The organism is Paraburkholderia sp. A1RI-2L, from assembly GCF_048957375.1.
In the GTDB taxonomy this organism is placed as follows: Bacteria; Pseudomonadota; Gammaproteobacteria; order Burkholderiales; family Burkholderiaceae; genus Paraburkholderia.
In genome coordinates this window covers 1,914,403-1,940,497 of the sequence record NZ_JARBTA010000001.1, presented here as the reverse complement: position 1 = coordinate 1,940,497, position 26,095 = coordinate 1,914,403, and the positions used below count along the sequence as shown (strand labels likewise).

17 protein-coding genes and 2 pseudogenes are annotated in these 26,095 nt (G+C 66.5%); 6 read left to right on the top strand and 13 right to left on the bottom strand.

The genetic code is table 11. The features are described 5' to 3' along the window. Window positions 1–60: 60 nt before the first annotated feature. The gene (gene ppc / locus PWP93_RS08965) at window positions 61–3,177 is read right to left on the bottom strand and encodes a phosphoenolpyruvate carboxylase (protein WP_421044205.1); all 3,117 of its coding nucleotides are present in this window, start codon (window positions 3,175–3,177) and stop codon (window positions 61–63) included. Window positions 3,178–3,488: 311 nt separating this feature from the next. Between ppc and hemC the strand changes: the two are divergent. The 3 genes and pseudogenes from hemC (at window position 3,489) to PWP93_RS08950 (ending at window position 7,929) form a co-directional block, all read left to right on the top strand. After that, window positions 3,489–4,515, top strand: a pseudogene (hemC, locus tag PWP93_RS08960) (hydroxymethylbilane synthase). A gap of 6 nt (window positions 4,516–4,521) precedes the next feature. Continuing rightward, window positions 4,522–6,726, top strand: a complete 2,205-nt coding sequence (gene hemDX, locus PWP93_RS08955) for a fused uroporphyrinogen-III synthase HemD/membrane protein HemX (RefSeq protein ID WP_421045046.1) — start codon at window positions 4,522–4,524, stop codon at window positions 6,724–6,726. 3 nt (window positions 6,727–6,729) lie between these two features. Beyond that, window positions 6,730–7,929, top strand: a complete 1,200-nt coding sequence (locus PWP93_RS08950; protein ID WP_421044204.1) for a heme biosynthesis protein HemY — start codon at window positions 6,730–6,732, stop codon at window positions 7,927–7,929. Between the two features lie 82 nt (window positions 7,930–8,011). On the opposite strand, the gene PWP93_RS08945 is transcribed toward PWP93_RS08950, so the two are convergent. The 3 genes from PWP93_RS08945 to PWP93_RS08935 all read right to left on the bottom strand — a co-directional run bounded on the left by PWP93_RS08945 (window position 8,012) and on the right by PWP93_RS08935 (window position 11,683). Continuing rightward, window positions 8,012–9,331, bottom strand: a complete 1,320-nt coding sequence (locus PWP93_RS08945; protein WP_421044203.1) for an MFS transporter — start codon at window positions 9,329–9,331, stop codon at window positions 8,012–8,014. 77 nt (window positions 9,332–9,408) lie between these two features. Continuing rightward, the gene (locus PWP93_RS08940) at window positions 9,409–10,167 is read right to left on the bottom strand and encodes an SDR family oxidoreductase (protein ID WP_421044202.1); all 759 of its coding nucleotides are present in this window, start codon (window positions 10,165–10,167) and stop codon (window positions 9,409–9,411) included. Between the two features lie 76 nt (window positions 10,168–10,243). Then, window positions 10,244–11,683: an aldehyde dehydrogenase family protein gene (locus PWP93_RS08935; RefSeq protein ID WP_421044201.1), complete on the bottom strand. Its 1,440-nt coding sequence runs from the start codon at window positions 11,681–11,683 to the stop codon at window positions 10,244–10,246. 310 nt (window positions 11,684–11,993) lie between these two features. On the opposite strand from PWP93_RS08935, the gene ppa reads away from it, so the two are divergent. Next, complete coding sequence (gene ppa / locus PWP93_RS08930) at window positions 11,994–12,521, top strand: inorganic diphosphatase (RefSeq protein WP_129561469.1); 528 nt, start codon at window positions 11,994–11,996, stop codon at window positions 12,519–12,521. A 100-nt stretch (window positions 12,522–12,621) separates the two neighbouring features. Here the strand turns inward: ppa and PWP93_RS08925 are convergent, their stop codons facing one another. The 3 genes from PWP93_RS08925 to PWP93_RS08915 all read right to left on the bottom strand — a co-directional run bounded on the left by PWP93_RS08925 (window position 12,622) and on the right by PWP93_RS08915 (window position 17,277). After that, the gene (locus PWP93_RS08925; RefSeq protein ID WP_421044200.1) at window positions 12,622–15,540 is read right to left on the bottom strand and encodes an EAL domain-containing protein; all 2,919 of its coding nucleotides are present in this window, start codon (window positions 15,538–15,540) and stop codon (window positions 12,622–12,624) included. Between the two features lie 174 nt (window positions 15,541–15,714). Beyond that, the gene (locus tag PWP93_RS08920; protein WP_421044199.1) at window positions 15,715–16,035 is read right to left on the bottom strand and encodes a GIY-YIG nuclease family protein; all 321 of its coding nucleotides are present in this window, start codon (window positions 16,033–16,035) and stop codon (window positions 15,715–15,717) included. Between the two features lie 69 nt (window positions 16,036–16,104). Then, the gene (locus PWP93_RS08915) at window positions 16,105–17,277 is read right to left on the bottom strand and encodes a GNAT family N-acetyltransferase (RefSeq protein ID WP_421044198.1); all 1,173 of its coding nucleotides are present in this window, start codon (window positions 17,275–17,277) and stop codon (window positions 16,105–16,107) included. Between the two features lie 157 nt (window positions 17,278–17,434). Here PWP93_RS08915 and PWP93_RS08910 point away from each other — a divergent pair, with 157 nt between their 5' ends. Both PWP93_RS08910 and PWP93_RS08905 read left to right on the top strand, forming a co-directional pair. Continuing rightward, a complete protein-coding gene (locus PWP93_RS08910; RefSeq protein ID WP_421044196.1) occupies window positions 17,435–19,555 on the top strand; it encodes an NAD(+) synthase in 2,121 nt (706 codons plus the stop codon). A 76-nt stretch (window positions 19,556–19,631) separates the two neighbouring features. Further along, a pseudogene (locus PWP93_RS08905) lies at window positions 19,632–19,969 on the top strand (P-II family nitrogen regulator). A gap of 150 nt (window positions 19,970–20,119) precedes the next feature. On the opposite strand, the gene PWP93_RS08900 reads toward PWP93_RS08905, so the two are convergent. From PWP93_RS08900 to PWP93_RS08875, 6 genes are all read right to left on the bottom strand, one after another. Further along, window positions 20,120–21,277 (bottom strand): porin, encoded by a 1,158-nt coding sequence (locus PWP93_RS08900; protein WP_421044195.1) that lies wholly within the window; start codon window positions 21,275–21,277, stop codon window positions 20,120–20,122. Between the two features lie 588 nt (window positions 21,278–21,865). Continuing rightward, window positions 21,866–22,648: an ABC transporter ATP-binding protein gene (locus tag PWP93_RS08895; protein WP_421044194.1), complete on the bottom strand. Its 783-nt coding sequence runs from the start codon at window positions 22,646–22,648 to the stop codon at window positions 21,866–21,868. Between the two features lie 29 nt (window positions 22,649–22,677). After that, window positions 22,678–23,400 (bottom strand): ABC transporter permease, encoded by a 723-nt coding sequence (locus PWP93_RS08890; RefSeq protein ID WP_035527343.1) that lies wholly within the window; start codon window positions 23,398–23,400, stop codon window positions 22,678–22,680. Window positions 23,401–23,419: 19 nt separating this feature from the next. After that, on the bottom strand, window positions 23,420–24,109 hold the full coding sequence (locus PWP93_RS08885) for an ABC transporter permease (protein ID WP_421023427.1): 690 nt from the start codon (window positions 24,107–24,109) through the stop codon (window positions 23,420–23,422). A 160-nt stretch (window positions 24,110–24,269) separates the two neighbouring features. Then, window positions 24,270–25,046, bottom strand: coding sequence for an ABC transporter substrate-binding protein (locus PWP93_RS08880; RefSeq protein ID WP_421044193.1), 777 nt, complete (start codon window positions 25,044–25,046; stop codon window positions 24,270–24,272). A gap of 369 nt (window positions 25,047–25,415) precedes the next feature. Then, window positions 25,416–25,991 (bottom strand): Spy/CpxP family protein refolding chaperone, encoded by a 576-nt coding sequence (locus PWP93_RS08875; RefSeq protein WP_421044192.1) that lies wholly within the window; start codon window positions 25,989–25,991, stop codon window positions 25,416–25,418. Between the last annotated feature and the right edge of the window lie 104 nt (window positions 25,992–26,095).

Below are 26,095 nucleotides of genomic sequence, written 5' to 3'. Positions count from 1 at the left end.
CAAGAAAAAACGGCGTCGTGCCCGTAGGGGCATGACGCCGTTTCTCGATGCGCGTAAAGATCAACCCGTATTGCGCAACCCCGCCGCAATCCCGTTGATCGTCAGATGAATGCCGCGCCGCACGCGCGGGCTCGGGTCGCCGGCGCGATAGCGCTTGATCAGCTCGACCTGCAAGTGATTGAGCGGGTCGAGATACGGGAAGCGGTTCTTGATCGAACGTGCCAGCAGCGGGTTATCCGCGAGACGGCCGCTCGCGCCCGTGATCTCGTCGAGCACGCGCGTGGTGCGCTCCCACTCAGCCACGATGCGGTCGAACACGAGCTTGCGCAGCTTCTTGTCGGCGACGAGCTGCGCATAGCGCGACGCCACCGCGAGATCGGTCTTCGCAAGCGTCATGTCCATGTTCGAAAGCAGGTTCGAGAAGAACGGCCAGGTCTTGTACATCTTCCTGAAGAGCGCGAGGCGGCGCGTGCGCTCCGCGTCGTTGTCCGCTTCGTCGAGATACGCGGCCACCGCGCTGCCAAAGCCGTACCAGCCGGTGAGCAGCAGGCGGCACTGGCCCCACGAGAAGCCCCACGGAATCGCGCGCAGGTCGTCGATCTTGCGGTTCTTCGGGTCCTGCAGCTTGCGCGAGGCGGGCCGGCTGCCAATGTTGAGCTCGGCGATTTCGGTGATCGGCGTCGAGGCGAAGAAGTAGTCGGTGAAGCCGGGCGTCTCGTAGACGAGTGAGCGGTACGCCGCCATCGCCGCATCGGAGAGCATCTGCATGGTTTCTTCGAACACGGGCAACTGGTCCGGCGCGTTGCCGGCGGCTTTGCCCATCGGCAGCAGCGTGGCTTCGAGCGTGGCGGCAATCACCGTTTCGAGGTTGCGGCGGCCGATCTCCGGATTGCCGAACTTCGAAGCGATGACTTCGCCCTGCTCGGTCAGGCGGATCTGGCCTTCGACCGTGCCCGGCGGCTGCGAGAGGATCGCGTTGTAGGTCGGGCCGCCTCCGCGGCCCACCGTGCCCCCGCGGCCATGGAACAGGCGCAGCGTGATGCCGCGCTCGCGATAGAGCGCGACGAGCGCGAGCTCGGCGCGGTAGAGCTCCCAGTTCGAGGTGAGGAAGCCGCCGTCCTTGTTGCTGTCCGAGTAGCCGAGCATGATTTCCTGCTCGTTGCCCTGGTGCTCGACGATGCTGTCGATGCCCGGCAGCGCAAGCAGGTCGCGCATGATGCGCGTGGCGTTGCGCAAGTCGGGGATCGTCTCGAACAGCGGGATCACCATCAGCGAGGCCTTCGCGGCATCGTCGGCATGGCCGAGACGCCCGCTCATGAGGCCGGTTTCCTTTTGCAGCAGCATCACTTCGAGCAGGTCGGAAACCGTTTCGGTGTGCGAGATGATGTAGTTGCGCACCGCGCGCGCGCCGAACTTCTCGCGCGTCAGGCGCGCCATCTCCAGCACGCCGAGCTCGCTTTTCACGAGGTCCGAGTAGTCGAGCCAGGGCGAGCGCAGCGGGCGCGCGTCGGCGAGCTGCGCAAGCAGGACGATCTGCTTGTCGTCTTCGGAGAGCGACGCGTAATCGGCTTGCACGCCCGCGCGCGCGAGCAGCTCGGCGATCACGGCTTCGTGGATGTCCGAGCTCTGGCGCAAGTCGATGCTCGCGAGATGGAAACCGAACACGTCGACGGCGCGCATGAGCGGGGCAAGACGCGTGGTCGCGAGCGAGGCGCCGTGATGCTCGGCGAGCGAATCCATCAGGATATGCAGGTCGCGCGAGAACTCGGCTGCGTCGGCGTAGGGCTGCGCGCGCACGGGCTGGGCGTTGCGGCCCGCGCTGCGCACGGCGACCACGCCTTCGCCGAGGCGCACGCGCGCGCTGGCCGCAAGCCGCGTATAGACGCCGATCAGCGCGCGGCGGTACGGCTCGTCCACGCGGTGCGGCGACTGGTCGGGCGAGGCCGCGGCGAGCGCCTTGAGCGCGTCGCTCGCGCCCGCGAGCAGGTTCGACACCGATAGCTCGGCGCCGAGCTTGTGCACTTCATCGAGGTAGTGCTGCAGGATCACCTGCGCCTGGCGCTCGCTCGCTTCTTCGAGCGTGGCGGCGGTGACGTTCGGGTTGCCGTCGCGGTCGCCGCCGATCCAGCTGCCCATCTGGAAGAACGCGGGCAGTCGCGCATCGACGCCGTGCTCTTTCAGCGACGTTTCGATCTCGCCGTACAGCGCTGGGATCTCGGTGAGGAAGGTCGTGTGGTAGTACGAAAGCGCGTTTTCGATTTCGTCGCCCACGGTCAGGCGCGAGTCGCGCAGCATGCGCGTTTGCCAGAGCGAGGTCACGCGCGCACGCAACAGCGCCTCATTTTGCTCGCGCTCGCGATGCGTGAGCGGCTGGTCGCGTTCGGCGAGCAGGCGCGCGACGTCGTGCTGCGAATCGAGCGTGCTCTTGCGCTGCACTTCAGTGGGGTGCGCGGTAAGCACGGGCACGATCAGCGCGTCGTTGAAGAACTGCTGGAGCACGGGCGTCGCGGCCGCGCCCGCCTGCGCGAGACGTTCGAGCGAATGCGCGATGGTGCCCGCCTGCGGCGCCGAGCCCGCGAGATCGTGGATGCGGCGGCGGCGGTTGCGATGGCGGTCCTCGGCGATGTTCGCGAGATGCGAGAAATAGCTGAACGCGCGCACCACGCTCACGGTCTGCTCGGGCGAGAGCGCGCGCAACTGCTTTTCCAGCGCGAGCGCGGCGGTGTTGTCGTCTTCACGGCGAAAGCGCACGGCGGTCTGGCGGATGGTTTCCACCACGTCGAACACGGCGTCGCCTTCCTGCTCGCGCAGCACTTCGCCGAGCAGGCGGCCGAGGTAGCGGATGTCCTCGAACAGCGGCTGGTCCTTGTCGTCGCGTGCGCGGGCGTTGCGCGCGGCGGTCGCGGGCTTCGCCGCCGACTTCGCCGCGGGCTTGGCAGCTCGAGTGACTTTCAGGGCCTTGGGGGTTGGGGTGGCCTTCGTGGTCTTCGTCGCGTCTGCCGCTTTCGTGGCCTTTGCCGCCTTCGTCGATTGGGTCGATGGGGTCAAGGCTTTCACGGTGGTCGTCGACTTGGCCTTTTTGGCCGTCGACGGGGCGGCCGTTTCGGCGGCCGTGGAAGAGGCGGGTTGCGATGCGTTGTTGCGGCGCTCTGCACGCGCCGATCCGGAAGACTTCACGATGTTTTCCTCAGGACTAGCCAGGAGATGGACAAGTTGATCGGGAACTGCCAACTGCATGGCCGCGGCGCGGGCCGCGGTCAGGGGTACAACGGGTGTAACCTGGAATGAATGCGCCATCTTGCGCGTGCCGCACGTGCATCGCGCATATTATGAGACAGCGTGCGGACAGTTCGGACAGGGCCGGTGTTGCCGGGGAGGGGCTTCGTGAGCCCCATCGGCTTGCGGGCGGCAGGCCGAAAAAGGGGCGCGTGCTAACATTGCCCGTTATCCGATTCTGTTTTTCGAACCCGTCATTCGATGTGCTTGCCATGAACACCGAGATGTTATCCGCGCCCACGCCCCGCACCCTTGTGATCGCTTCGCGGGAGAGCCGCCTGGCGATGTGGCAGGCCGAGCATGTGCAAGCTGCGCTGCACAAATTATATCCATCCTGCGACGTGAAAATTGTCGGAATGACGACACGCGGCGATCAAATTCTCGACCGCACGCTGTCGAAAGTCGGCGGCAAGGGTCTGTTCGTCAAGGAGCTGGAGCAGGCGCTGGCCGAAGGGCGCGCCGATCTGGCCGTGCATTCGCTCAAGGACGTGCCCATGGAGCTGCCCGAGGGCTTCGTGCTCACGGCCATCATGGAGCGCGAGGACCCGCGCGACGCCTTCGTGTCCAACGATTACGAATCGCTTGCGGCGCTGCCGCCGGGCAGCGTCGTGGGCACTTCCAGCCTGCGCCGCGAGTCGATGATCCGCGCGCGCTATCGGCATCTGGACGTGAAGCCGCTGCGCGGCAACCTCGACACGCGCCTTGCCAAGCTCGATCGCGGCGACTACGCGGCCATCATTCTCGCGGCGGCGGGGCTGAAGCGCCTGGGCCTCGGCGCGCGCATCCGCGCGCTGCTGGAGCCGGCGGACAGCCTGCCAGCGGCGGGGCAGGGCGCGCTCGGCATCGAGATCCGCGCCGATCGCGCCGATCTGGCCGCGTGGCTCGCGCCGCTGCACGACGACGCCACCGCGAAGGCCGTGGAGGCCGAGCGCATGGTGTCGCGCGCGCTCGGCGGCAGCTGCTCGGTGCCGCTGGCCGCGTACGCGCAGTGGCGCGACGGGCGGCTCGCGCGCGCGGCACGATCGCCACGCCCGACGCGAGCCGCGTGCTCGCCGCCGAAGGCGACACGGCGCCGGCCACCGTTGAAGACGCCGTCGCGCTGGGGCGCCGGGTCGCGGACGGACTGATCGCCAGGGCGCGCTCGAGATCGTGCGCGCGCTTTCCGAGGCCAGCGCCGACGATGCGCGTGCGCCGAACGCGCCGCCGGCCAGCAAGCCGGACGAGACGGGCGCGCGATGACGGCCCCTGGCAGCCGCGTCGCGCGCGCGGCGCGCTCCTGCGCAGCCCGATGAGTGGGGCGGCCCCGCCGACCCTCGCGCGGGCGCGGGTGGTGCTGCTTCCAATCGTGCTGCCGGGCCGTTCACCGTCGTCATTACCCGACCGGCCGGCCAGTCGCGCTCGCTTGCCGCACAGCTCGAGTCGCGCGGCCTGCGCACGCTTGAATTCCCGCTCATCGCCATCGAAACCGTGCGCGACGACGCGCCCTTGCGCGAAGCGCTCGGCGCGCTCGACCGCTACGCGCTGGTGGTGTTCGTCTCGCCCAACGCCGTCGACCGTGCGTTCGGCCACTACAGTGCGATTTCGTCGATCTGGCCGCATGCGCTGCCCGTCGCCGTGGTGGGGCCGGCCAGCGTGGCTGCCCTCGCGCGTCACGGCGTCGCGGCGCCCGAGCATCGCGTGATCAGCCCGGCGCGTCCCGCCGACGAGGAATCCGCGCGCTTCGACTCCGAGTCGCTCTACGCCGCGCTCGAAAAAACGCTCGGCGAGAACGCTTTCGCGGGCAAGCGCGTGCTGATCGTGCGCGGCGACGGCGGCCGCGAATGGCTCGCCGAGCGCCTGCGCGAGGCGGGCGCCGAAGTCGAGGCCGTCGCTGCCTACCGCCGCGCCATGCCCGAGCCGCCCATCGGCGTCTGGGAGACCGTGCATGCGCTGCTCGGCGGCGCGCCGCACGCGTGGCTCGTGACCAGTTCCGAAGGCGTGCGCAATCTCGACGAACTCGCGCGCGATCATCTTACTGCAGGCGAACTCGTCGAGTTGCGCCACGCGCCGCTGGTCGCGCCCCATGCGCGGATCGGCGAGACGGCGCGCAGTTTGGGTTTTGATAGGATTACGGTGTCCGGCGCGGGCGACGAGCGCATCGTCGAAACGCTGCTGGGCCTTGCGTTGTCCCTTTCAACATCCTCGGTTTCTTCCGTAGCGCATTCAGCTGCGCCTCATGGTGGGGCACAGGCAGCTCAACCGGTTCAGAACACCCCGGCGTCGTCGCCGGCACAACCACGCATGACTGATTCGAACGATTCCAGCCAGGTTTCCAATCGGGGCGCGGCATCCCAGGGCAGCAGCGGCGCTTCGCCTGCCGCCGCGAGTGCGCGCCCGGCATCCGCCTCTTCCTCTTATTCCTCCACGCCACCCGCTTCATCGCAGCCCGTGCGGCGCGGCGGTGCGGGCGTGGCCGTCCTGTGGCTCGTGGTGGTGCTGGTCGCCGCAGGCGCGGGGGCCGGCGGCTATGCGCTCAACCGCAAGCTCGACCGCGTGGACGCAGCGCTCATGCAGCGCCAGCAGGCAGCCGAGCAGCAGAGCGCCGCGCTGCGCGCACGCACCGATCAGGCCGTCGCGAACGCCCAGCAGGTCGACAAGCAGATGTCGCTGCTCGAAGGCAAGATCGCCGACGCGCAGAACTCACAGCAGGCGCTCGCGCAGCAGTACGCCGATCTCGCGCGCAACCGCGACGAATGGACGCTCGCCGAAGTCGGCCAGATGCTGTCGAGCGCGAGCGAGCAGCTGCAGCTCACCGGCAACACGCAGCTCGCGCTGTTCGCGCTGCAAAGCGCCGACACGCGTCTCGCCGCCTCGGACAGCCCGCAGGCGCTCGCCGTGCGCAAGGCCATCGCGCAGGACGTCGACAAGCTCAAGGCCGCGCCATCCACCGATCTCGCGGGCCTCGCGATCAAGCTCGATACCGCGCTGGACGCGGTCGACTCGCTGCCGCTCGCGGGCGAAGCGCTGGTCGCGCACACCAAGCCCGAAGTCGCCCCGCCGCTCGACGCCGCTAAAGTGGCCGCCGCCACCGGCGAGCCGCGCTGGCGCGCGTGGCTCGACACCTTCGTCTCGGGCATCGGCAAGCAGATCGCGAGCCTCGTGCAGGTGCGCCGCATCGACAACGCCGACGCCATGCTCACTTCGCCCGACCAGGGCTACTTCGTGCGCGAGAACCTGAAGCTGCGCCTGCTTTCGGCGCGCCTGTCGCTGCTGTCGCGCAACGGGCCCACGCTCAAGTCCGACCTCGCTGCCGCCGACACGGCGCTCGCGCGCTACTTCGACAGCGCGTCGAAGGAAACACAGAACGTGCGCGACCTGCTCAAGCAGGTGGATGCGGGTTCGGGCGCGGTCGCGCTGCCCACGCTCGACACGAGCCTGAAGGCACTCCAGCAATACCGGAGCCGGGGGTAATACATGGCGATCCGTGGACTTATCTGGCTGGCGATCCTCTTCGCGGTCGCCGTCGCGCTCGCCACCGTGGGCCGTTTCGACGCGGGGCAGGTGTTGCTCGTCTACCCGCCGTATCGCGTGGACGTCTCGCTCAATCTCTTCGTGGTGGGCATCGTCGTCGCGTTCCTGCTGCTTTACGCGCTTTTGCGCTTTGCGCGCAACATCGTGACGATGCCGCGCCGCGTCGCCGCCTACCGCGCGCGCATGCGCACGGAAAAGGCCAACTCGGCGCTGCGCGACGCCGTGGGCAATCTCTACGCGGGCCGCTTCTCGCGGGCCGAAAAGGCCGCGCGCGATTCGCTCGTCGACGAGAAGAACAAGGGCGCCGCGGGCCTGATCGCCGCGAACGCCGCGCATCGTCTGCACGAGTACGCGCGCCGCGACGACTGGCTCACGCAGGTGGACGACCCCGACCTCCAGGAAGCGCGCCTCATGGCCACCGCCGACATGCGCGCCGATGGGCGCGACGCGGACGGGGCGCTCGCCGCGCTCACCGAAATGCGCTCGCAGGGCGGCCGCCGCATTCACGCGCAGCAGATCGCGCTGCGCGCGCAGCAGCAGCTCAAGAACTGGGGCGAAGTGCTCAAGCTCGTGAAGACGCTGGAAAAGCGCGAGGCGCTGCATCCGGCCGTGGCGGTGCGCCTGCGCCAGCTCGCGGCGGAGAACCTGTTGCGCGACCGGCGCCACAACGCGGACGCGTTGCTCGAGCTCTGGCACGCGCTCACGCCGGTCGAGCGTCATTCGCCGCGTCTGGCCGACTGCGCCGCAGAACTGCTGATCGCGCTCGACCGCCCGAACGAGGCGCGCAAGATCGTCGAAGAAGCGTTGGGGCAGAGCTGGGATGCGCGCCTGTTGCGCCGTTATCCCGACACCGCGGGCAACGACGCGCTGCCGCTCATTCAGAAGGCCGAGGCATGGCGCAAGGAGCGTCCCGAGGACGGCGACCTGTTGTTCGCGCTGGGCCGCCTGTGCCTGAAGCAGCAGCTTTGGGGCAAGGCGCAGTCGTTCCTGGAGGCCGCGCTCAAGTCCGCCGAGGCGAGCGACAACGAGCCGCTCAAGATCCGCTCGCATCGCGCGCTCGCACGCCTGCACGAGCAGCTCGGCGACGCCGGCAAGGCGGCCACGCACTATCGCGAGAGCGCACTGGCGATGAACGTCGTTTAAGACCTGGCGCGCTTCGCTTCACAACGCAACGCAAAACGGCCGCTTTCGAGCGGCCGTTTGCATGTTGGCGCGCGCGGCAGCGCTAGCGGTTCACCAGTTTCGCGGGTGCGCACAGCGCGAGCAAGCCGCCGAGGATCATGAACGCCGCAAGCATATACATGCCCGAATCGTTCGCCGACGTGACCTGCTTGAGCCATCCCACCGCATAGGGGCTCAGAAAGCCCGCGAGATTGCCGATCGAGTTGATGAGCGCGATGCCCGCCGCCGCGCCGGCGCCCGCGAGCCAGGCCGTGGGCAGGCTCCAGAACAGCGGCAGCGTGGTGAGAATGCCGATGGTGGCGATCGTGAGCGCCGTCATCGCGAGCGTGGTGTCGTGCGCCCACGCGACCGAGAGCACGAGGCCGATCGCGCCGATCGCGGCCGGAATCGCGATATGCCAGCGGCGCTCGCGCAGGCGGTCGGCGCTCTTCGCGGCGAGCACCATGCCGACCACCGCCGCCGCGAACGGAATCGCCGAAAGCAGCCCGATCATGAGCGCGTCCTTTACGCCCGTCGCCTTGATGATGGTGGGCAGCCAGAAGCTCACGCCGTAGAGGCCCATCACGAACGAGAAGTAGGTGAGGCTCATCACGAGCACGCGCGCGTTGATGAGCACCTTGGCGAGCGGGAGGTTTTCCTTGGTGGCGTCCTCGGCGGCGATGTTGCGCTCGAGCAGCGCGCGTTCTTCGGCGCTCAGCCACTTCGCGTCGCCGATGCGGTCGTCGAGCACGAAAAACACCAGCACGCCGACGATAATCGAAGGCAGACCTTCGAGCAGGAACAGCCACTGCCAGCCCTGCCAGCCGTTCACGCCGTTGAACGACTTGAGGATCCAGCCCGAGACCGGGCCGCCGATCACGCCCGAAAGCGCGACGGCCGTCATGAACCAGGTGGTCATGCGGCCGCGCCGGTGCGCCGGATACCAGTACGTGAGATAGAGGATGATGCCCGGGAAGAAGCCGGCTTCGCACAAGCCGAGCAGAAAGCGCATCACGTAGAACATGGTGGGCGTGGTCACGAACATCGTGAAGATGGAGACGAGGCCCCACGTGACCATGATGCGCGCGATCCATACGCGTGCGCCCACGCGATGCAGGATCACATTGCTTGGCACTTCGAATAAAAAATAGCCGATGAAGAAAATGCCCGCTCCGAAGCCGTAGACCGCATCGGAGAGATTGAGCGCGGCGCTCATTTGCAGCTTGGCGAAACCCACGTTGACGCGATCCAGATACGCGACCACGTAGCAGAGCATCAGCAGCGGGATGAGGCGCCACGCGACCTTGCGGTAGGTGGCTTCTTCGAAGGCGGAGGGCGGAGCGCCCGCGCCTGCTTGCGGCAGGTGATTCGCTGGACTGGCCATAGTTTCTCCATAGACTCGATCGTCGTGCTGGCTGCCTGGGGAACGCGCTGGAACGCGCTGGAACGTGCCAGAACGTGCTATACGCAGCGCCCGCCGTCCACTTCGATGCAGGCGCCGGTGATGAAGGCCGCTTCGTCGGAGGCGAGGTAGAGGCACGCGTTGGCCACGTCCTGCGGCGTGGAAAAGCGCCCGAGCGGGATGCCCGCGATAAAGCGCTGGCGGTTCTCGGGCGTGTCGGGCACGCCCATGAATTCGGCGGTCAGGCCCGTATCGCCGATCACCGGATTCACGCAGTTCACGCGGATCTGGTCGGGACCGAGCTCGGCGGCGAGCGCCTTGCTGGCGACAATCATCGCGCCCTTGCTGCCGTTGTACCAGACGAGCCCCGGGCGCGGCCGGATGCCCGCCGTGGAGGCGATGTTGACGAACGCGCCGCCGCCATGCTCGCGAAAGTGCGGCACGAACACCCGCACGCTCCAGTAGAGGCCCTTCACGTTGACGGCGTAGACGCGGTCGAATTCGGCCTCGCTCACTTCGAGCACGGGCTTGTTGCGATGCGTGGTGCCCGCATTGTTGACGACGATCTGCACGCTGCCGAAGTCCTCGACAGCGGCTTCGCGCAGCGCGTGCCAGTCGGCTTCGCGCGTGATGTCGCCGGTCACCGCGATGGCCTTGCCGCCCGCGAGCGCGATCTCGCTCGCGACGCGCTGCGCGGCGGCGCCGTTCAGGTCGTTGACGACGACGTTCGCGCCTTCGCGCGCGTAAGTCTTCGCGATGCCCTCGCCGAAGCCCGAGCCGGCGCCCGTCACGACAGCGGTCTTGCCTTTGAGTCGCATGATGTCTCCGTGTGTTGGTGGATTTATTCCGTTTTCCTGACTATGCGCGGAGGTGCGCGAGCGCTATTACGCCGCGCTAGCCGTGCCGCAGCGCGATGGTCTTCAGCACCGTGAAGCCGTACAGCGCCTCGAAGCCCTTTTCGCGCCCATAGCCGGACAGGCGCGTGCCGCCGAACGGCAACTCGACGCCGCCGCCCGCACCGTAGTTGTTCACGAACACCTGGCCCGCGCGCACGCGCCGCGCCATGCGCATCTGGCGCGCGCCGTCGCGCGTCCATACGCCTGCCACGAGCCCGTAGGGGGTGCCGTTGGCGAGTGTGACCGCCTCGCTTTCGTCGTCGAAGGGCATGGCCGCGAGCACCGGGCCGAACACTTCTTCCTGGGCAAGGCGGCTTTGCGGCGGCACGTCGCGCAGCAGCGCCGGCGCTTCGTAGAAGCCGCCGGTGGGCGCATCGGCTTCGAGCTTGCCGCGCGCAGCGGTCGCGATGCCGTCGCGCTGGGCTTCGTCGAGAAACGCACGCACGCGCCGCCGCTGCTTGTCGCTGATGAGCGGCCCGCAATCGAGGTCGGCGCTCGCGGGCCCGACGCGCAACGCTCCGAACGCCGCCGCGAGCCGTTCGAGCAGCGGCTCATAGGCGGCTCGCTCGATCAGCACGCGGCTGCCCGCCGAGCACGTCTGTCCCGCGTTCTGCACGATGGCGGCGACGAGCACGGGCAGCGCGGCGTCGAAATCGGCATCGGCGAACACGATTTGCGGCGACTTTCCGCCCAGCTCCAGCGTGACGGGCACGTGATTGCCGGCGGCTGTCTGGGCGACGAGCTTGCCCGTTTGCGGCGAGCCCGTGAACGAGATGTGGTCGATGCCGGGGTGCGCGGAGAGCGCCGCGCCCGCCTCGTGACCGAGGCCCGTCACGATGTTCAGCGCGCCGGCGGGCAGACCCGCGTCGTGCGCGAGCGCTGCCACTTCGAGCAGCGAGACACAGGCGTCCTCGGCGGGCTTCACGACGCAGGCGTTGCCGGCCGCGAGCGCTGCGCCCACGCTGCGCCCGAAAATCTGCATCGGATAGTTCCACGGCACGATGTGGCCGGTCACGCCATGCGGCTCGCGCACCGTGAGCACCGTATAGCCTGCCTGGTAGGGCAGCGTCTCGCCGTGCAGCTTGTCGGCGGCGCCCGCGTAGAACTCGAAGTAGCGCGCGAGCGCGGCGGCGTCGGCGCGCGCCTGTTTGAGCGGCTTGCCGGTGTCGCGCGCTTCGAGCTGCGCGAGCGCCTGCTGATGCTGGGCCACGCGCGCCGAGAGCTTGAACAGCAAGCGTCCGCGCTCCGCTGCGCTCAGTGCGCCCCAGGCGCCTTCGTACGCGGCGCGCGCGGCGGATACGGCTGCATCGATATCGGCGGCATTGCCGCGCGCGAGCTGCGCGAACGGCTGGCCAGTGGAGGGGTCGATTGCGGCGAGGGTCTCGCCGCTGGCGGGCGAGCGCCACGCGCCGCCAATGAAGTGCTTCGCTTCTTCCATGCATGCGCCTCGTAAATGGGGGATGAAACGAGGGAAGGGGAATGCAAAACGAGCAACGCCAAAAGGGGCAAAGCCTCCGGCGCGACCATTATCACGCCAATTCAGCAGGTGCTTCATCCGCTTGCGGGAAAGCCCTGGGCCGAACCGTCGGACGCGGCGGGCGATTGGCTATAATGGGCGCCAACTTCCGACGTCCGGTTGCACGCTGGAGCGTCGTGCGCGTTTTGGCCGATGGTGCTGATTCGTGCCGGTCCGCGCCGCGCCCCGCGCATGCAACCGTCGCTTTTTCCCTTCTCAACAGAGAGCGCTCATGAGCTTCGCAAATGTCCCCGCCGGCAAGGATCTGCCGCAAGACTTCAACGTGATCATCGAAATTCCGGCGCAAAGCGATCCGGTCAAGTACGAAGCCGACAAGGACCTGGGCCTGCTGGTCGTCGACCGCTTCGTCGGCACGGGCATGCGTTATCCGGTGAACTACGGCTTCATTCCGCAGACGCTCTCCGGTGACGGCGACCCCGTCGACGTGCTGGTGATCACGCCGTTCCCGCTGCTGGCAGGCTCGGTCGTGCGCTCGCGCGCGCTCGGGATGCTGCAGATGACCGATGAGTCGGGCGTCGACGCCAAGCTGATCGCCGTTCCGCACGACAAGGTCTGCCCGATGACGGCCAACATCAAGTCGCTGGAAGACGTGCCCGCGTACCTGATGGATCAGATCAAGCACTTCTTCGAGAACTACAAGTCGCTCGAAAAGGGCAAGTGGGTCAAGGTGGAAGGCTGGGTCGGCATCGAAGCCGCCCACAAGGAAATCACCGACGGCGTCGCGAACTTCAAGAAGTAATCGCGAAGCCAGCACCGCTGGCCAGAGCGCTCCGCAAGGGGCGCTTTTTTTTCGTCCGCGGCGTTCGCGCCAGGCGCTGGCGCCGCGTCTGCCCGGCCGCTCAATCGAGCTCGGCCATGTCGCGCGCCTGCGGCACGCGCAGGGCGTCGAGCGGCGCGGGCTTGCCGAGCGCATAGCCCTGCACGAAGTCGACGCCCATGGCGATCATGCACTCGACGATTCCCGCGTCCTCGACGCACTCGGCGATGGTTTCCTTGCCGGCCGCGTGCGCGACCTCGTTGATCGAGCGGACGATGGCCTGATCGAGCGGGCTGTCGACGATGCCGCGTATGAAGCTGCCGTCGATCTTCAGATAGTCGACGCTCAGGTGCTTCAGATAGTTGAGCGACGACATGCCCGCGCCGAAGTCGTCTAGCGCGAAGCGGCAGCCATGCGCGCGCAAGCGCGAGATGAGCGTGATGGCGTCGTGCATGTTCGTGATCGCGGCGGTCTCCGTGATCTCGAAGCACACGCGCGAGAACGGAATGTCCCAGACCCGCTGCTGCTCTTCGATATAGTCGGCGAGCCGCTCGTCGCCGAGCGAGGCGCCCGAGAGGTTGATCGACCAGGTGCCGTAGCGGTGCGCGCCGGCGGCGATGGTCGCGAACGCGCGCGCGATCACCCAGCGGTCGATCGCAGGCATCAGGTCGAAGCGCTCCGCCGCGCCGATGAATCCCGCCGGGCTCACCAGCGCGCCCGCGGCCGAGCGCATGCGCAGCAGCACCTCGACATGCGCGTCCTGCGGGCCGGAGTCGGGTGCGAGCGGCACGATCTCCTGGCCGAACAGGCAGAACTGGTCGTCTTCTAGCGCCGCCTTGATGTCGGCGACCCAGGCCATTTGCGTGTGAGCCTCGGAGAGCTCCTCGTCGTCGAAGCGAAAGAGGTGCACGCGGTTACGTCCTTTCTTTTTTGCCATGTAGCAGGCGACGTCCGCTGCCTTCATCACTTCCTTCACGCAGGCGAGGCTCGCCACGTCGCCGACGAGGCCGATGCTCACGCTCGTCTGCACGATGCGGCCGCCGCCCGTGAAGCGGATGCCGGCGATGGCCTCGCGCAGGTCTTCGGCGAGCGCCCATGCATGCACGACCGGGCAGTGCGGCAGCACCACGCCGAATTCGTCGCCGCCAAGGCGCGCGATGATGTCGGTGCCGCGCAGCGTGTTGCGCAGCACGCTGCAGACTTCCCGGATCAGTTCGTCGCCGGTCGAATGGCCGCAGGTATCGTTGACCACCTTGAACTGGTCGAGGTCGAGGAACATGACCGAGTGCGCGGAGCGCTCGCGCGGTTCGCCGGTGATGGCTGGGAAACCTGATCTACCCGCGCCGCCTTCCAGCAGCGCGCCGAGCCGCTGCTCGAATTCGCGGCGGTTGTACAGGTCGGTCAGCTCGTCGTGGGTGGCCTGATACGAGAGGCGCGCCGCGTGCTCGCGCAGCGCGCTCACGTCGTAAAGCACAATGACAGTGCCGATGGTGCCGCCCCGCGCGTCGCGCAGCCTCGAGACCGAGTAGTCGACTGCGAGCCGCGAGCCGTCCGGGCGCGCGACGTAGAGATCCGCCGCGCCGCCGCCTGTTCCGCTTATCCCGCTTATCCCGCTGGTCCCATCGGCTGCGCACACGGCGGGCGCGCTGCCAGCAATGTCGAGGCCGCAGGCCTCGCCGGCGCCGTTGCGCAGGTCGCAGATAGCCCCGAAGGGCTGGTCGAGGAGCGCGGCGGCGCGGCGGCCGAGGATGCGCTCGGCGACAGCGTTGCAGTAGGTGACGCGCCCGTCTTCGTCGGTGCGGATCACGGCTTCGCCGATCGAGGCCAGCGTGACCTCCGCGAGTTCGTGCTCGGTATGCGCCTGCGCTTCCGCCGTCTTGAGATCGGAGATGTCGAACAGGCATCCGACCATGCGCACCGCGCGGCCGCGCGCGTCGCGCACCGCTTGCCCGCGCGCGCGGCACCAGCAGTAGCCGCCGGCCAGCGTGTGCAGGCGGAATTCCACATCGAAGGTCGTCGCGCGCGCGAGGTGACGGCGCAGCGCCTGGCGCACGCGAGGCAGATCGTCGGGATGCACGAGTTGCACGAGGCCGGTTTCGCTGTCGAACGGGGTGCCCGCGGCAGGGCTCGCGTCGTAGCCGAGCTGCTCGTAGAGCCAGTTCGAGAAGTAGCACTGGCGGCTGCCGACCTCCCAGTCCCAGAGCCCCGCGTTGATGCCCGTGAAGCCGAGGCTCAGGCGCTCCTCGTTCTTGCGCACCTCGGCTTCGAGACGGTCGCTGCGCTTGAGCACGCGGCGGATGAATAGCGTGAACACGGCGAGCAGCAAGAACGCGCAAGCCGCGAGTGTGAACGTGAGAAGCGAGCGCGTGGCGCGCGCGGCATCGTCGAGCGATCGCGAGAAGCCGTTTTCGATGGGCGCGAGCTCGCTGTCGATGGCGTGCAGTTCGCGCACGAGCGCGGCGGACTCGGCGCTGTGCAGCTTGCCCGCCTGCGCGAGCGCATGCAGCCGCGTCCCGGTTTCGGCGAGGCGCAGGATGTCGCGGTCGCCGATGTCCCAGTACGCCACCGCCGGTCGCATCCACGGCGTGTTCTTGAGCGTGCGGTAGCCCCAGGTCATGCCGTCGACGTCGGCGGCCGCGATGCGGCCCTGCTCGAAGCCGCGCCGGATCGCCGCCACATCGGGCTGCGGCCGGTTCATTTCGAGCTTGGCCGCACGATCGCCCAGCGGCACGGCGATCCAATCGAGGAAGGAGCGGTAGTCGGCTTCGTCACCGAGGCGGGCGTAGCGGTCGAGCGCATATACGGCATCCTTCTGGCCTTTCGACCAGGTGCTTTCCCCGGCCACATAGGCGAGCAGGATCGACATGATCGCGAGGCTGATCGACGCGATCACCGTCATCACCACCGCGAGCAGCCACAGCGGCAGCAGGACGGCCGTGGTGCGCCGCAGTCCATGCCACTCCGGGGTCTGCCGCGAGGGCTCCATTTTGAATCGTCTCATCAGGCCTTACCGCTCCGGTCGCTTTACGGAATGACGTGACGGCTCGCGTCGAGGGCAAACGCTCGGCGGTCCTGTGAAGGATAACGGCGCAAGCGGGGCGGGCTTTAGGCTTGGGCAGTGACGGGCGGCGATGGGCGGCGATGGGCGGCGATGGGCGTGTGTCCGTGTGGACGCTTAAGCCGGCGTCTCCTCCTCCGGCTCCGTACGCCCGGACGGCTCGGCTGGCGCCGGCAGCACCGACTCCAGCGTGCGCTCGCCAGCCGCGAGCGCACGCTTTTCGCGCGGCGTGAGGCGCTTGACACGGTATTCGGCGCGCAGGGCGCTGGCGCGGTCGGCCAGCTCGAACTGCGCGAGCACGCGCACCGGCTTGCGCGAGCGCGTGTAGCGTGCGCCGGTGCCGTTCGCGTGCTGCGCGAAACGCGCCTGGACGTCGACGGCGATGCCCGTGTAGACGCTGCCATCGGCGCATTCGAGCAGGTAGAGGAACCACGGCATGACTGGGGGGGCGATGATCGTTTGAACGGTGATGGGGGCGAATCTAGCTACCGGACTCAGCTGCCGAATCTAGCTGCGAAACGGATTATGTTCGTTCAGCTCATGCACATAGGCATGAATCTGGTTCGCCTCGCCTTGCAGAAAGTGGGCGACGGCGTCGGCGAACGCGGGATGCGCGAGCCAATGCGTCGAGCGCGTGACCGTGGGCATGAAGCCGCGCGCCATCTTGTGCTCGCCCTGAGCGCCGCCTTCGAACACGGCGAGCTTCTCTTCGATGCAGAACTCCAGCGGCTGATAGTACGCGGTCTCGAAGTGCAGGCAGGGCACGTGCTCGAGCGCGCCCCAATAGCGGCCGTAGAGCGTGCCGCCGCTGCCGTCGGCGTCGCGCTGGTAGACGACGAGCGAGCTTGCGATCGGCTTGCCCTCGTATTCGGCGATCACGAGCATCAGGTTCTCGGGCATCGTTTCGCCAATCGCGCGGAAGAAGTCGAGATTCAGATACGGCGACGAAAAGTGCTCGCGATAGGTCTGCCGGTAGCAGCGGCTGAAAAAGCGCCAGTGCTCGTCGCGGATGTCCTCGCCGCGAATGCGCCGGTGCGTCAGGCCCGCGTCGCGCACCTTGCGGCGCTCGGCGCGGATGTTCTTGCGTTTCTTCTGTTCGAGCGTCGAGAGAAAGTCGTCGAAGTCGCGGTAGCCGTCGTTGAGCCAGTGAAACTGCACGCCTTCGCGCTGCATCATGCCGAGGTCGGTGAGCATGGCCGCGTCTTCGGCGCTCGGAAACAGCACATGCAGCGACGAGACGTCGGCCTGCTCGGCGAACGCGACCAGCGTGGCGGCCAGATGGCGGCGCGCGTGCTCGTCGGCGGCCAGCAGGCGCGTGCCCTGCACGGGCGTGAAGGGCACCGCGCACAGGAGCTTCGGGTAGTACTCGAGGCCGTTGCGCTTGTAGGCGTCGGCCCAGGCCCAGTCGAACACGTATTCGCCGTACGAGTGGCCTTTCAGGTAGACGGGCGCGGCGGCGGCTAGCTGGCCCGTGCGCGCGTCGGTGAGCGTGACGAACTGGGGTGCCCAGCCCGCGTCGGGCGTGGCGCAGCGCGTGGCGTCGAGCGCCGCGAGGAATTCGTGGCGCAAAAAGGGCGTCGGCTGCGCCTGGCGCGCGAGCAGCGCGTTCCATTGCGCAGCGTCGACCTCGGCCGGTGAGCCGAGAATGCCCGTGCGATAATCGAAATGTTCCTTATTCAACTTGCGTGCCCGTTGTGGCTTGGTCGCAGTGCCGCGCCGCGGCAAACGGTCATGGTAAAGCAAACCATCCGAACGGGTGAGGGCGCGAGTCGGACTGAATGTCCACTGGGCGTCGCCTGAGCGTCTCCATGCCCCCAATCGCTTATCGGTCATCCAGATGAAACAGCGCTTCTTCAATCTCTATTCGCATGGCTTCGCGCGCGTGGCCGTGGGCGTGCCGCGCTGCCGCGTGGCCGATCCGGCCTTCAATACCGAACAGACGCTCGCGCTCGCGCGCGAGGCCGCAGACGGCGGCGCGGTGCTGATCGCGTTTCCCGAGCTCGGCCTTTCCGCCTATAGCTGCGATGATCTCTTTCACCAGCAAGCGCTGCTCGATGCGTGCGAGCGCGCGCTCGCGCAGATCGCCGCCGCGTCGGCCACGCTGCCGCTCGCGATGATCGTGGGGTTGCCGGTGCGCGTCGGCCATGCGCTGTTCAACTGCGCGGCGGTCGTTGCGGGCGGGCGCGTGGCGGGCGTCGTGCCCAAGAGCTATCTGCCGAACTACGGCGAGTTCTACGAGCCGCGCCAGTTCAGCGCTGCCGATTGCGCGAGCACCGAAACGGTGCGCCTCGCCGGCCAGGACGTGCCGTTCGGCGCGTCGCTGCTGTTCGATGCGGCGCCGATCCCGGGCCTGCGCTTTCACGTGGAAATCTGCGAGGACGTCTGGGTGCCGATTCCGCCGTCGTCGTTCGCGGCGCTCGCGGGGGCATCGGTGCTCGTGAACCTGTCCGCGTCGAACGTGGTGGTGGGCAAGGCCGGGTATCGGCATCAACTGGTTTCGCAACAGTCGGCGCGCTGCCTCGCCGCGTATCTGTACACCTCGGCGGGCCAGGGCGAATCGACCACCGACATGGCCTGGGACGGCCAGGCGCTCGTCTACGAAAACGGCGAGCTGCTCGCGCAGTCCGGGCGTTTCCTCGACGACTCGCACCTGATCTATGCCGATGTCGATCTCGACCGGCTCCGGCAGGAGCGCATCCGGCAGACCACCTTCGGCGACTCGGTGCGCCGTCATGCCGACGAGATCGCGAAGTTCCGCGTGATCCATTGCGAGCTGGGCGCCACAGGCAAGGGCGCCTGGGAGCAGGAGACGCTGGCGCTCGCACGCCGCGTCGAGCGTTTCCCTTATGTGCCGGCCGATCCGAAGCGCCGCGACGAGCGCTGCAACGAGGTCTACAACATCCAGGTGCAGGCGCTCGTGCAGCGGCTCTCGCAGGCCGGCATCAAGAAGGTGGTGATCGGTGTGTCGGGCGGGCTCGATTCCACGCACGCGCTGCTGGTCTGCGCGAAGGCGATGGACCGCCTCGAGCTGCCGCGCGCCAATATTCTCGCGTACACCATGCCTGGCTTCGCGACGAGTGAGCGCACGCTGCGCCAGGCGCGCGAGCTCATGACGCTGGTGGGCTGCACGGCGCGCGAGATCGATATTCGCCAGAGCTGCATGCAGATGCTCGAAGACCTCGGCCACCCGTATTCGGAAGGCAAGGAGAGCTACGACATCACCTTCGAGAACGTGCAGGCGGGCGAGCGCACGAATCACCTGTTCCGCCTCGCCAATTTCAACCACGCGATCGTGATCGGCACGGGCGATCTTTCCGAGCTCGCGCTTGGCTGGTGCACCTACGGCGTGGGCGATCACATGTCGCACTACAACGTGAACGCCAGCGTGCCGAAGACGCTCATCACGCATCTCGTGCGCTGGGTCGCGGAGACGGGGCAGATCGGCCAGAACGGCCGGGGTGACGAACGCGGGCGTGACGTGCTCGAAGCGATTCTCGCCACCGACATCAGCCCAGAGCTGATTCCGGGCAAGACCGACGGCGCGCCGGAGCAGAAGACCGAAAACACGATCGGCCCGTACGAGCTGCAGGACTTCAATCTCTACTACACGCTGCGCTTCGGCTTCGCGCCTTCGAAGGTCGCGTTCCTCGCGCGCCATGCGTGGCGCGAGCGCGAGACGGGCGCGTGGCCCGAGAACGCGAAGGTCGCGCGCAATCAGTACGATCTCGCGGCCATCAAGCGTAATCTGCGGATTTTCCTCGACCGCTTCTTCCGCACGAGCCAGTTCAAGCGCACCTGCATTCCGAACGCGCCGAAGGTGGGCTCGGGCGGCTCGCTCTCGCCGCGCGGCGACTGGCGCGCGCCGAGCGATTCCGAGTCGGTCGTGTGGCTCGCGGATCTCGAGCGCGTGCCCGATCAGGAGCGCGCGACCGTGCCGCCGCCCGCCGCTGCGTCTTGAAATCGTCGCGCACAGCGTAAAATCGCGGATAACCTGCGGACGAACCGCAAACAAACTGAGACAGACGAGGATCGCCATGAAGCGCATTACAGCCGTCATTAAACCGTTCAAGCTCGACGAAGTGCGCGAAGCGCTTGCCGAAGTGGGCCTCACGGGCCTGACCGTGACCGAGGTGAAGGGCTTCGGCCGCCAGAAGGGCCACACGGAGCTTTATCGCGGCGCCGAGTATGTGGTGGACTTCCTGCCCAAAGTGAAGATCGAGGTGGTGGTCGCCGACGCGCAGACCGACCAGGTGATCGATGCAATCATTGGTGCGGCGCGCACGGGCAGATCGGCGACGGCAAGATTTTCGTCACCGACGTCGAGCGCGTGATCCGGATCCGCACCGGCGAAGAGAACGAAGCGGCGGTCTGAAATCAGAAAAAGCAGGGGACGGCGCCGCTCGCACGGCCCGTCCCCAAAATAAAAAACGGTGCGATACCCGTTGGGATACCGCACCGATACGCGCCTCTCGCAGCAGCGTGAAAACTTCGATGTAACTGTTCTGTCCAGACTTCTCGCGAATTAGAACGAGTGCTGGATGCCTGCGTACACGCCGGTCTGGCTGTGGCCCGGCAGCGGGTTGCCCGTTCCGGCGCCCAAGCCCGGGTTGTTCGCGTTCAGACCGAAGTTGGCCGACTTGCTGTTCTGCACCGTCGCGACCTGGAGGTCGAGCAGTGTGCGCTTGGACAGGTTGTACGAGCCACCAACCGTGTAGAGCGTGGCATTGCCGCCGCCGTTGTTCGCATTGACGTGATAGACCGCCGCGATCAGCGCGGCTGCCGGCGTGGCTTGCCACGTCACGCCACCCCACTCGTGATCGAGCGTGGTCGGCTGGCCGGGCATCGTGAATGCGCCGTTCATTCCCGACGTGCGAATGGCCTGATAGCCGCCCTGGACCTTGAACGGACCCAGGAACACGTTCGCCATGATCGTGTATTCGCGCGACGCGGTGAACGGGCCGCCGGTCTGGCCGGTGGCCGGGTCGGTCACGGTCGGGTCGCCATTGAGCTGGCCGTTGATCGGGTTGCGGATTTCGTCGTACAGGCCGCGGATCTGGAACAGCGAGTTCGTGTAGGTCAGCTGCAGGCCGTCCTGGCGACCCTGGGACGTGGTGCCGTTGCCGTTCCAGCTCGTGGCGTTCGAGAACGAGTACTGGCCGTACACGTCGAAACCGTAGAACTTCGGCGACTGGTACGAAATGTTGTTGCTCGATTGCGGCCAGTTGCGGCCACGGACCATCGACGCCGACGACCAGTTCGACTGGCCGAACGGATCGAAGTCCCAAATGCCGTTCGAGATGAACAGCTCACGACCCATCAGCAGCGTGCCGTAGTTGTCGTTGGCCATGCCGACCGTTGCCCAGCGATTGAAGAGACCGCCGCCGCCTGGGCCTTGACCGGTTGCCGTGCTAAAGCTGCCTTCCAACTGGAACAGCACCTTGTTGCCCGCGCCGATGTCTTCAACGCCCTTCATGCCCCAGAGGCTCGTGCCCCAGTAGCCGCTTTCGAGCTGAACCTGGCTCGTGCCATGAGTGGCGCGGCCTTGGGCGTCGCTGCCTGCGCCGATGCCGTTCATGTATGCGATACCTGCATCCAGACGGCCGTAAAGGGTCACGCTGCTTTGCGCATGCGCGACTACGCCAGCCGACATCAACGCTGCGGCGAGCAGAGCTTTCTTCATCTTTTCTCCTCCATACCCTGTCAAAGAGTCAACCTAAGTACTGCCAATGACGTCCGCGCGTTCGGGGCGCCGCGGACAGAAGTTGTCGCGTGGGGAGCGTGACCTGAGGATCGGCGTACGGAAACGATGCGAGCAGGACAACCTGGTCGAGTCGTCTTGCAGATCCCCTGGTTGACTGGCATCTCCCGTTCTTATTTGAAGTGAAACTACTTTTAATGAACTTCGTTTTGCTACTTTGGTTACTAATTTAGCAAAAAAGAGGGGCGCTGGCGACCGAAATCGCTTGTGGGTGCTGGGGTGTCGCCAAATTGCCATACGTGTTTCCTGGATGGTGGTCCGCACGATCTGAAAAGTATGTCTAAAGCCTTGCGGGACAAGGCACACACGTTTGCTGGCGGAGGATCTTCAGGATTGCCACTATTGACGCGAAATATCGTCAGGCGTAAGGCGGAATGCGCAAATTGGCCGCACAAAGAGGCGTTCGAACGGGATTCCGAAGGCAAAAAGAAAAGGCGCCGAAAGCGCCTTGAAATACTACTTTCACTACATTGTCGCGACGGCATGTAGTCGACTACATGAGGGCCCGGCTTACTTGAGGCTGCCCGAGAGGAACTGGCGCAGGCGCTCGCTTTTCGGACTGGCGAACACTTCGGCCGGCACGCCTTCTTCCTCCACGCGGCCCTGGTGCAGAAACATCACATGATTGGAGACGTTGCGCGCGAAACCCATCTCGTGCGTCACGACGATCATCGTGCGGCCTTCCTCGGCGAGCTTCTGCATCACCTTGAGCACTTCGCCCACGAGTTCGGGATCGAGCGCGGAGGTAGGCTCGTCGAACAGCATCACGTCGGGGTTCATCGCGAGCGCGCGCGCAATCGCCACGCGCTGCTGCTGGCCGCCCGAGAGGTGCGAGGGATATTGGGTTTCCACGCGCGGCGCGAGGCCGACCTTTTCCAGATACGTGCGCGCGCGCTCCTCGGCTTCCTTGCGCGAGATGCCGAGCACGTGCACGGGCGCCTCGATCACGTTCTCGATCACGTTCATGTGCGACCACAGATTGAAGTGCTGGAACACCATCGCGAGCTTGGTGCGCACGCGCTGCAGTTGCTTCAGGTCGGCGGCGTGCAGCGCGCCGGTGCGCTTGTCGGCGCGCGTGGCCACTTCCTCGCCGTCGACGACGATGCGGCCCGAGTTGGGCTGTTCGAGGAAGTTAATGCAACGCAGCATCGTGCTCTTGCCCGAGCCGGACGAGCCAATCACGCTGATCACGTCGCCGGCGTTCGCCTTGAGCGAAACGCCCTTCAAGACTTCATGGTCGCCGTACTTCTTGTGGAGCGAATCGACGAAAAGTTTTTGCTTCTGGGAATTCATCAAATACCTCGGTGCGGGCTCACTTGCCCTCATTTACCTTGAGGTCGCAGATACGCGAGCCAGCGGCGCTCGGCCTGGCGGAACAGCCAGACGAGCGTGAAAGAAATGATCAAGTACAGCAGGGCGGCGATGCCGAACGCGCCGAACGACTGGTAGGTCGCCGAGTTCACGTCGCGCGCGATCTTCAGGATGTCGGGCACGGTGGCCGTGAACGCCACGGTCGTGGCGTGCAGCATCAGGATGACTTCGTTGCTGTAGTAGGGCAGCGCGCGGCGCAGCGCCGAAGGCAGGATCACGCGGCGATACAGCGTGAAGGGCGACATGCCATAGGCGCGCGCGGCCTCGATCTCGCCATAGGGCGTCGCCTTGATCGCGCCCGCGAAAATCTCGGTGGTGTACGCACAGGTGTTGAGCGCGAATGCGAGCAGCGTGCAGTTCATGCCGCTGCGGAAGAACGCGCTGGTGAGCTCGTGGTTGCGCACGATGTCGAGGCTGTAGAGGCCCGTGTAGCAGAGCAGCAGCTGCACGTAGAGCGGCGTGCCGCGGAACACATACGTGTAGAGCCACACGAGCCGCGCGAGCCACTTGCGCTTCGAGACGCGCGCGACCGCGAGCGGCACCGAGAGGCAGAAGCCGATGCCGATCGAAATCACCAGCAGCCACGCCGTAATGGCGACGCCCGTGAAGTGATAGCCGTCGCTATAGAGATAGTTGCGCCAGTATTGCTGGATCAGTTGGACGAAGTCTTGCATGGTCTTGGCCTCGCGCGTTTCAGAGATCCGCTTTGCGCACGCCCGTGGAGTAGCGCTTGTCGAGATACATCAGCACGAAGTTCGAGACGGTCGTGATGACGAGGTAGATCGCGCCTGCGAGCAGGGTGAAGAAGAAGAAGCGCAAGGTGCCCTTGCCGGCGTCCTGGCTGGCCTTCACGACGTCGGCGAGGCCGATGATCGAGACGAGTGCCGTGGACTTCACGAGCACTTGCCAGTTGTTGCCGATGCCGGGCAGCGCGAAGCGCATCATCTGCGGGAACATGATGCGCGTGAACACCTGCCAGTTGGTCATGCCATAGGCGTGGCCCGCTTCGAGCTGGCCGCGCGGCACCGCGAGAAACGCGCCGCGGAAGGTCTCGGTGAAGTACGCGCCGTAGATGAAGCCCAGCACGATCACGCCCGCGAGAAACGGGTCGATGTCGATCTGGTCCCAGCCCAGGTAATCGGTGAGCATGTTCAGCCAGATCTGGATGCTGTAGAAAAGCAGCAGCATCAGCACCAGATCGGGCACACCGCGAATGAGCGTGGTGTAGGCTGTGCCCGCGCCATACGCGACGCGGTTTTTCGAGAGCTTCGCCGCCGCGCCGATCAGCCCGAGCAGGAACGAGAGCGCGAGCGAGAGCACCGAGAGCTTGACGGTCTGCCAGGTGCCGGCGAGGATCAGCGGTCCGTAGCCTTGAAGAAACATAGGTGAGTCCTCAACGGGGCGTCGCAACGCTGGACGGCGCCCCGCGAAAGGCGCGGCAGAGGCTGCCGCGGTTCAAGTCGGTTCATGCGCGGCCGGCGTGGCTGGCCGCGTGCTTCGCGACGGCGGCGCCCATGAGCGCCGTGTGTCCCCGTCTTGTTGTTTACTTGCCTTTATAGATATCGAAGTCGAAATACTGCTTCGCGAGTCGGTCGAACGTGCCGTCCTTGTGAATCGAGGCGAGCGCCGCATTGAATTTCGCCTTCAGGTCGGTATCTTCCTTGCGCAGGCCGATCGCGGTGCCGTCGCCGATCGTCGCCGGATCCTCCACGGCCGGGCCCGCCCACGCGAAGCCCTTGCCGCGCGGCGTCTTCAGGAAGCCGAAGTCGGCCTGGACCTCGTCCTGGAGCGCCGCATCGAGGCGGCCCGACATCAGGTCCTGATACACCTGATCCTGATTCTGATACGTCACGACGTTCACGCCCTTGCCGGCCCAGTGCGCCTTCGCGTAGGCCTCCTGGGTCGAGCCCTGCTCGACGCCCACGTTCTTGCCCTTGAGCGAGGCGACGGTGGGCTGGAGCGGCGAGCCGGCCTTGGCGAGCATGCGCGCGGGCGCGTCGAACAGCTTGTCGGAGTAGTCGATCTGCTGGCGGCGCTGGTCGGTGACGGACAGCGACGAGACGATCGTGTCGAACTTGCGGGCCTTGAGCGCCGGGATGATGCCGTCGAGGTCGCTCTCGACCCAGACGCACTTCACGTTCATGCGCGCGCAGAGGGCCTTGGTCAGGTCGACGTCGAATCCGACGATCTGGCCGCTGGCGTTCTTGGATTCGAACGGCGGATAGCTCGCATCGACGCCGATGCGCACGGTCTTCCATTCCTTGGCCGCGGCGCTGCCCGCCAACAGGGCGAGTGCGAGGCACACTGCGAACTTCTTCATCATTCTCCTGTAGACCAGAATTCGTGCTTTGGCGCGTAACTCCAGTCCCATGCAAAGCGGATACGGGCGCGACGCCGCATGGGCGCCGCGTAGTAAGGGCGCCGTCATTTTAGGCGATCAAAAATGCGGGTCGGACGCGGACAACGCCGGTTGCCCGTACCTGATGGGCGATACCTGGCGGGTTGTCCTTAACGGGCGCCCTAACCGGGCGGCTGAAAAGCGCGGTATTTTACCCGATGCGCGGGCCGGCGCGGTCGGCTACCGCTTCGCCAAGAAAAACGCCGCGGGATTCGCATCCCGCGGCGTTGCGCCGATGTGGTTGCCAAGGGCCGGCGCGGTGCTCCACCCGTGCTGCGCCTCGAGAGGCGCTTACTGCGCCGGCGCCGAAGCCGCGCTCTTGTTGTCCTTCTGGTGCTGCTCCCAGCGCTCGCGCATCTTCTCGCGGCGCTGTTCCATCTTCGCGAAGCGCTCCTTGAGCGCCGAGCTCACCGTGGTCTTCTGCTGATCGTTCAGGCCGTTATAGAAGGCGAGCCACGCTTGCGCGGTCTGCTCGCGCAGTTGCGCGTCCTTCTGCTCGACTTGCTGATGCGTGGCGTGCAGCGCGTTCATGTCGAGGATCGGCTGGCTCTTCATCGAATCGAACTGTTGCTTGAGCTGCTCGCGGTTCTTGCGCATGGCTTCATGGTTGTGCCTCATGGTATCGAGCGCGGCTTGCCATTGCTTTTCCTGCGCGGCGTTCAGGTTCAGCTTGTCGTGCAACTTCTTGAAACCCATCATGAAGTCGCCGTGCATGCCGTGGCCGCCATGCATGCCCGGGCCGCCGTGCATCATGCCGGGGCCGGCAGGGGGAGGCGGTGTTTGAGCGTTGGCGGCGGTGGCGGCGCCGAAGCTGAGCGCAAACGACGTGGCGGCGATGGCGAGAAGGCGCGAAGTGGTCTTATTCATGGTGAAGCTCCTGACAAATCCTCGAAGGTGTCCGGTCTGGCACGGCGCCAAGGGAAGTCGATGGCGTTCGCAACCGGTGTCCCTAGCGTATCGAGCAGATCCGC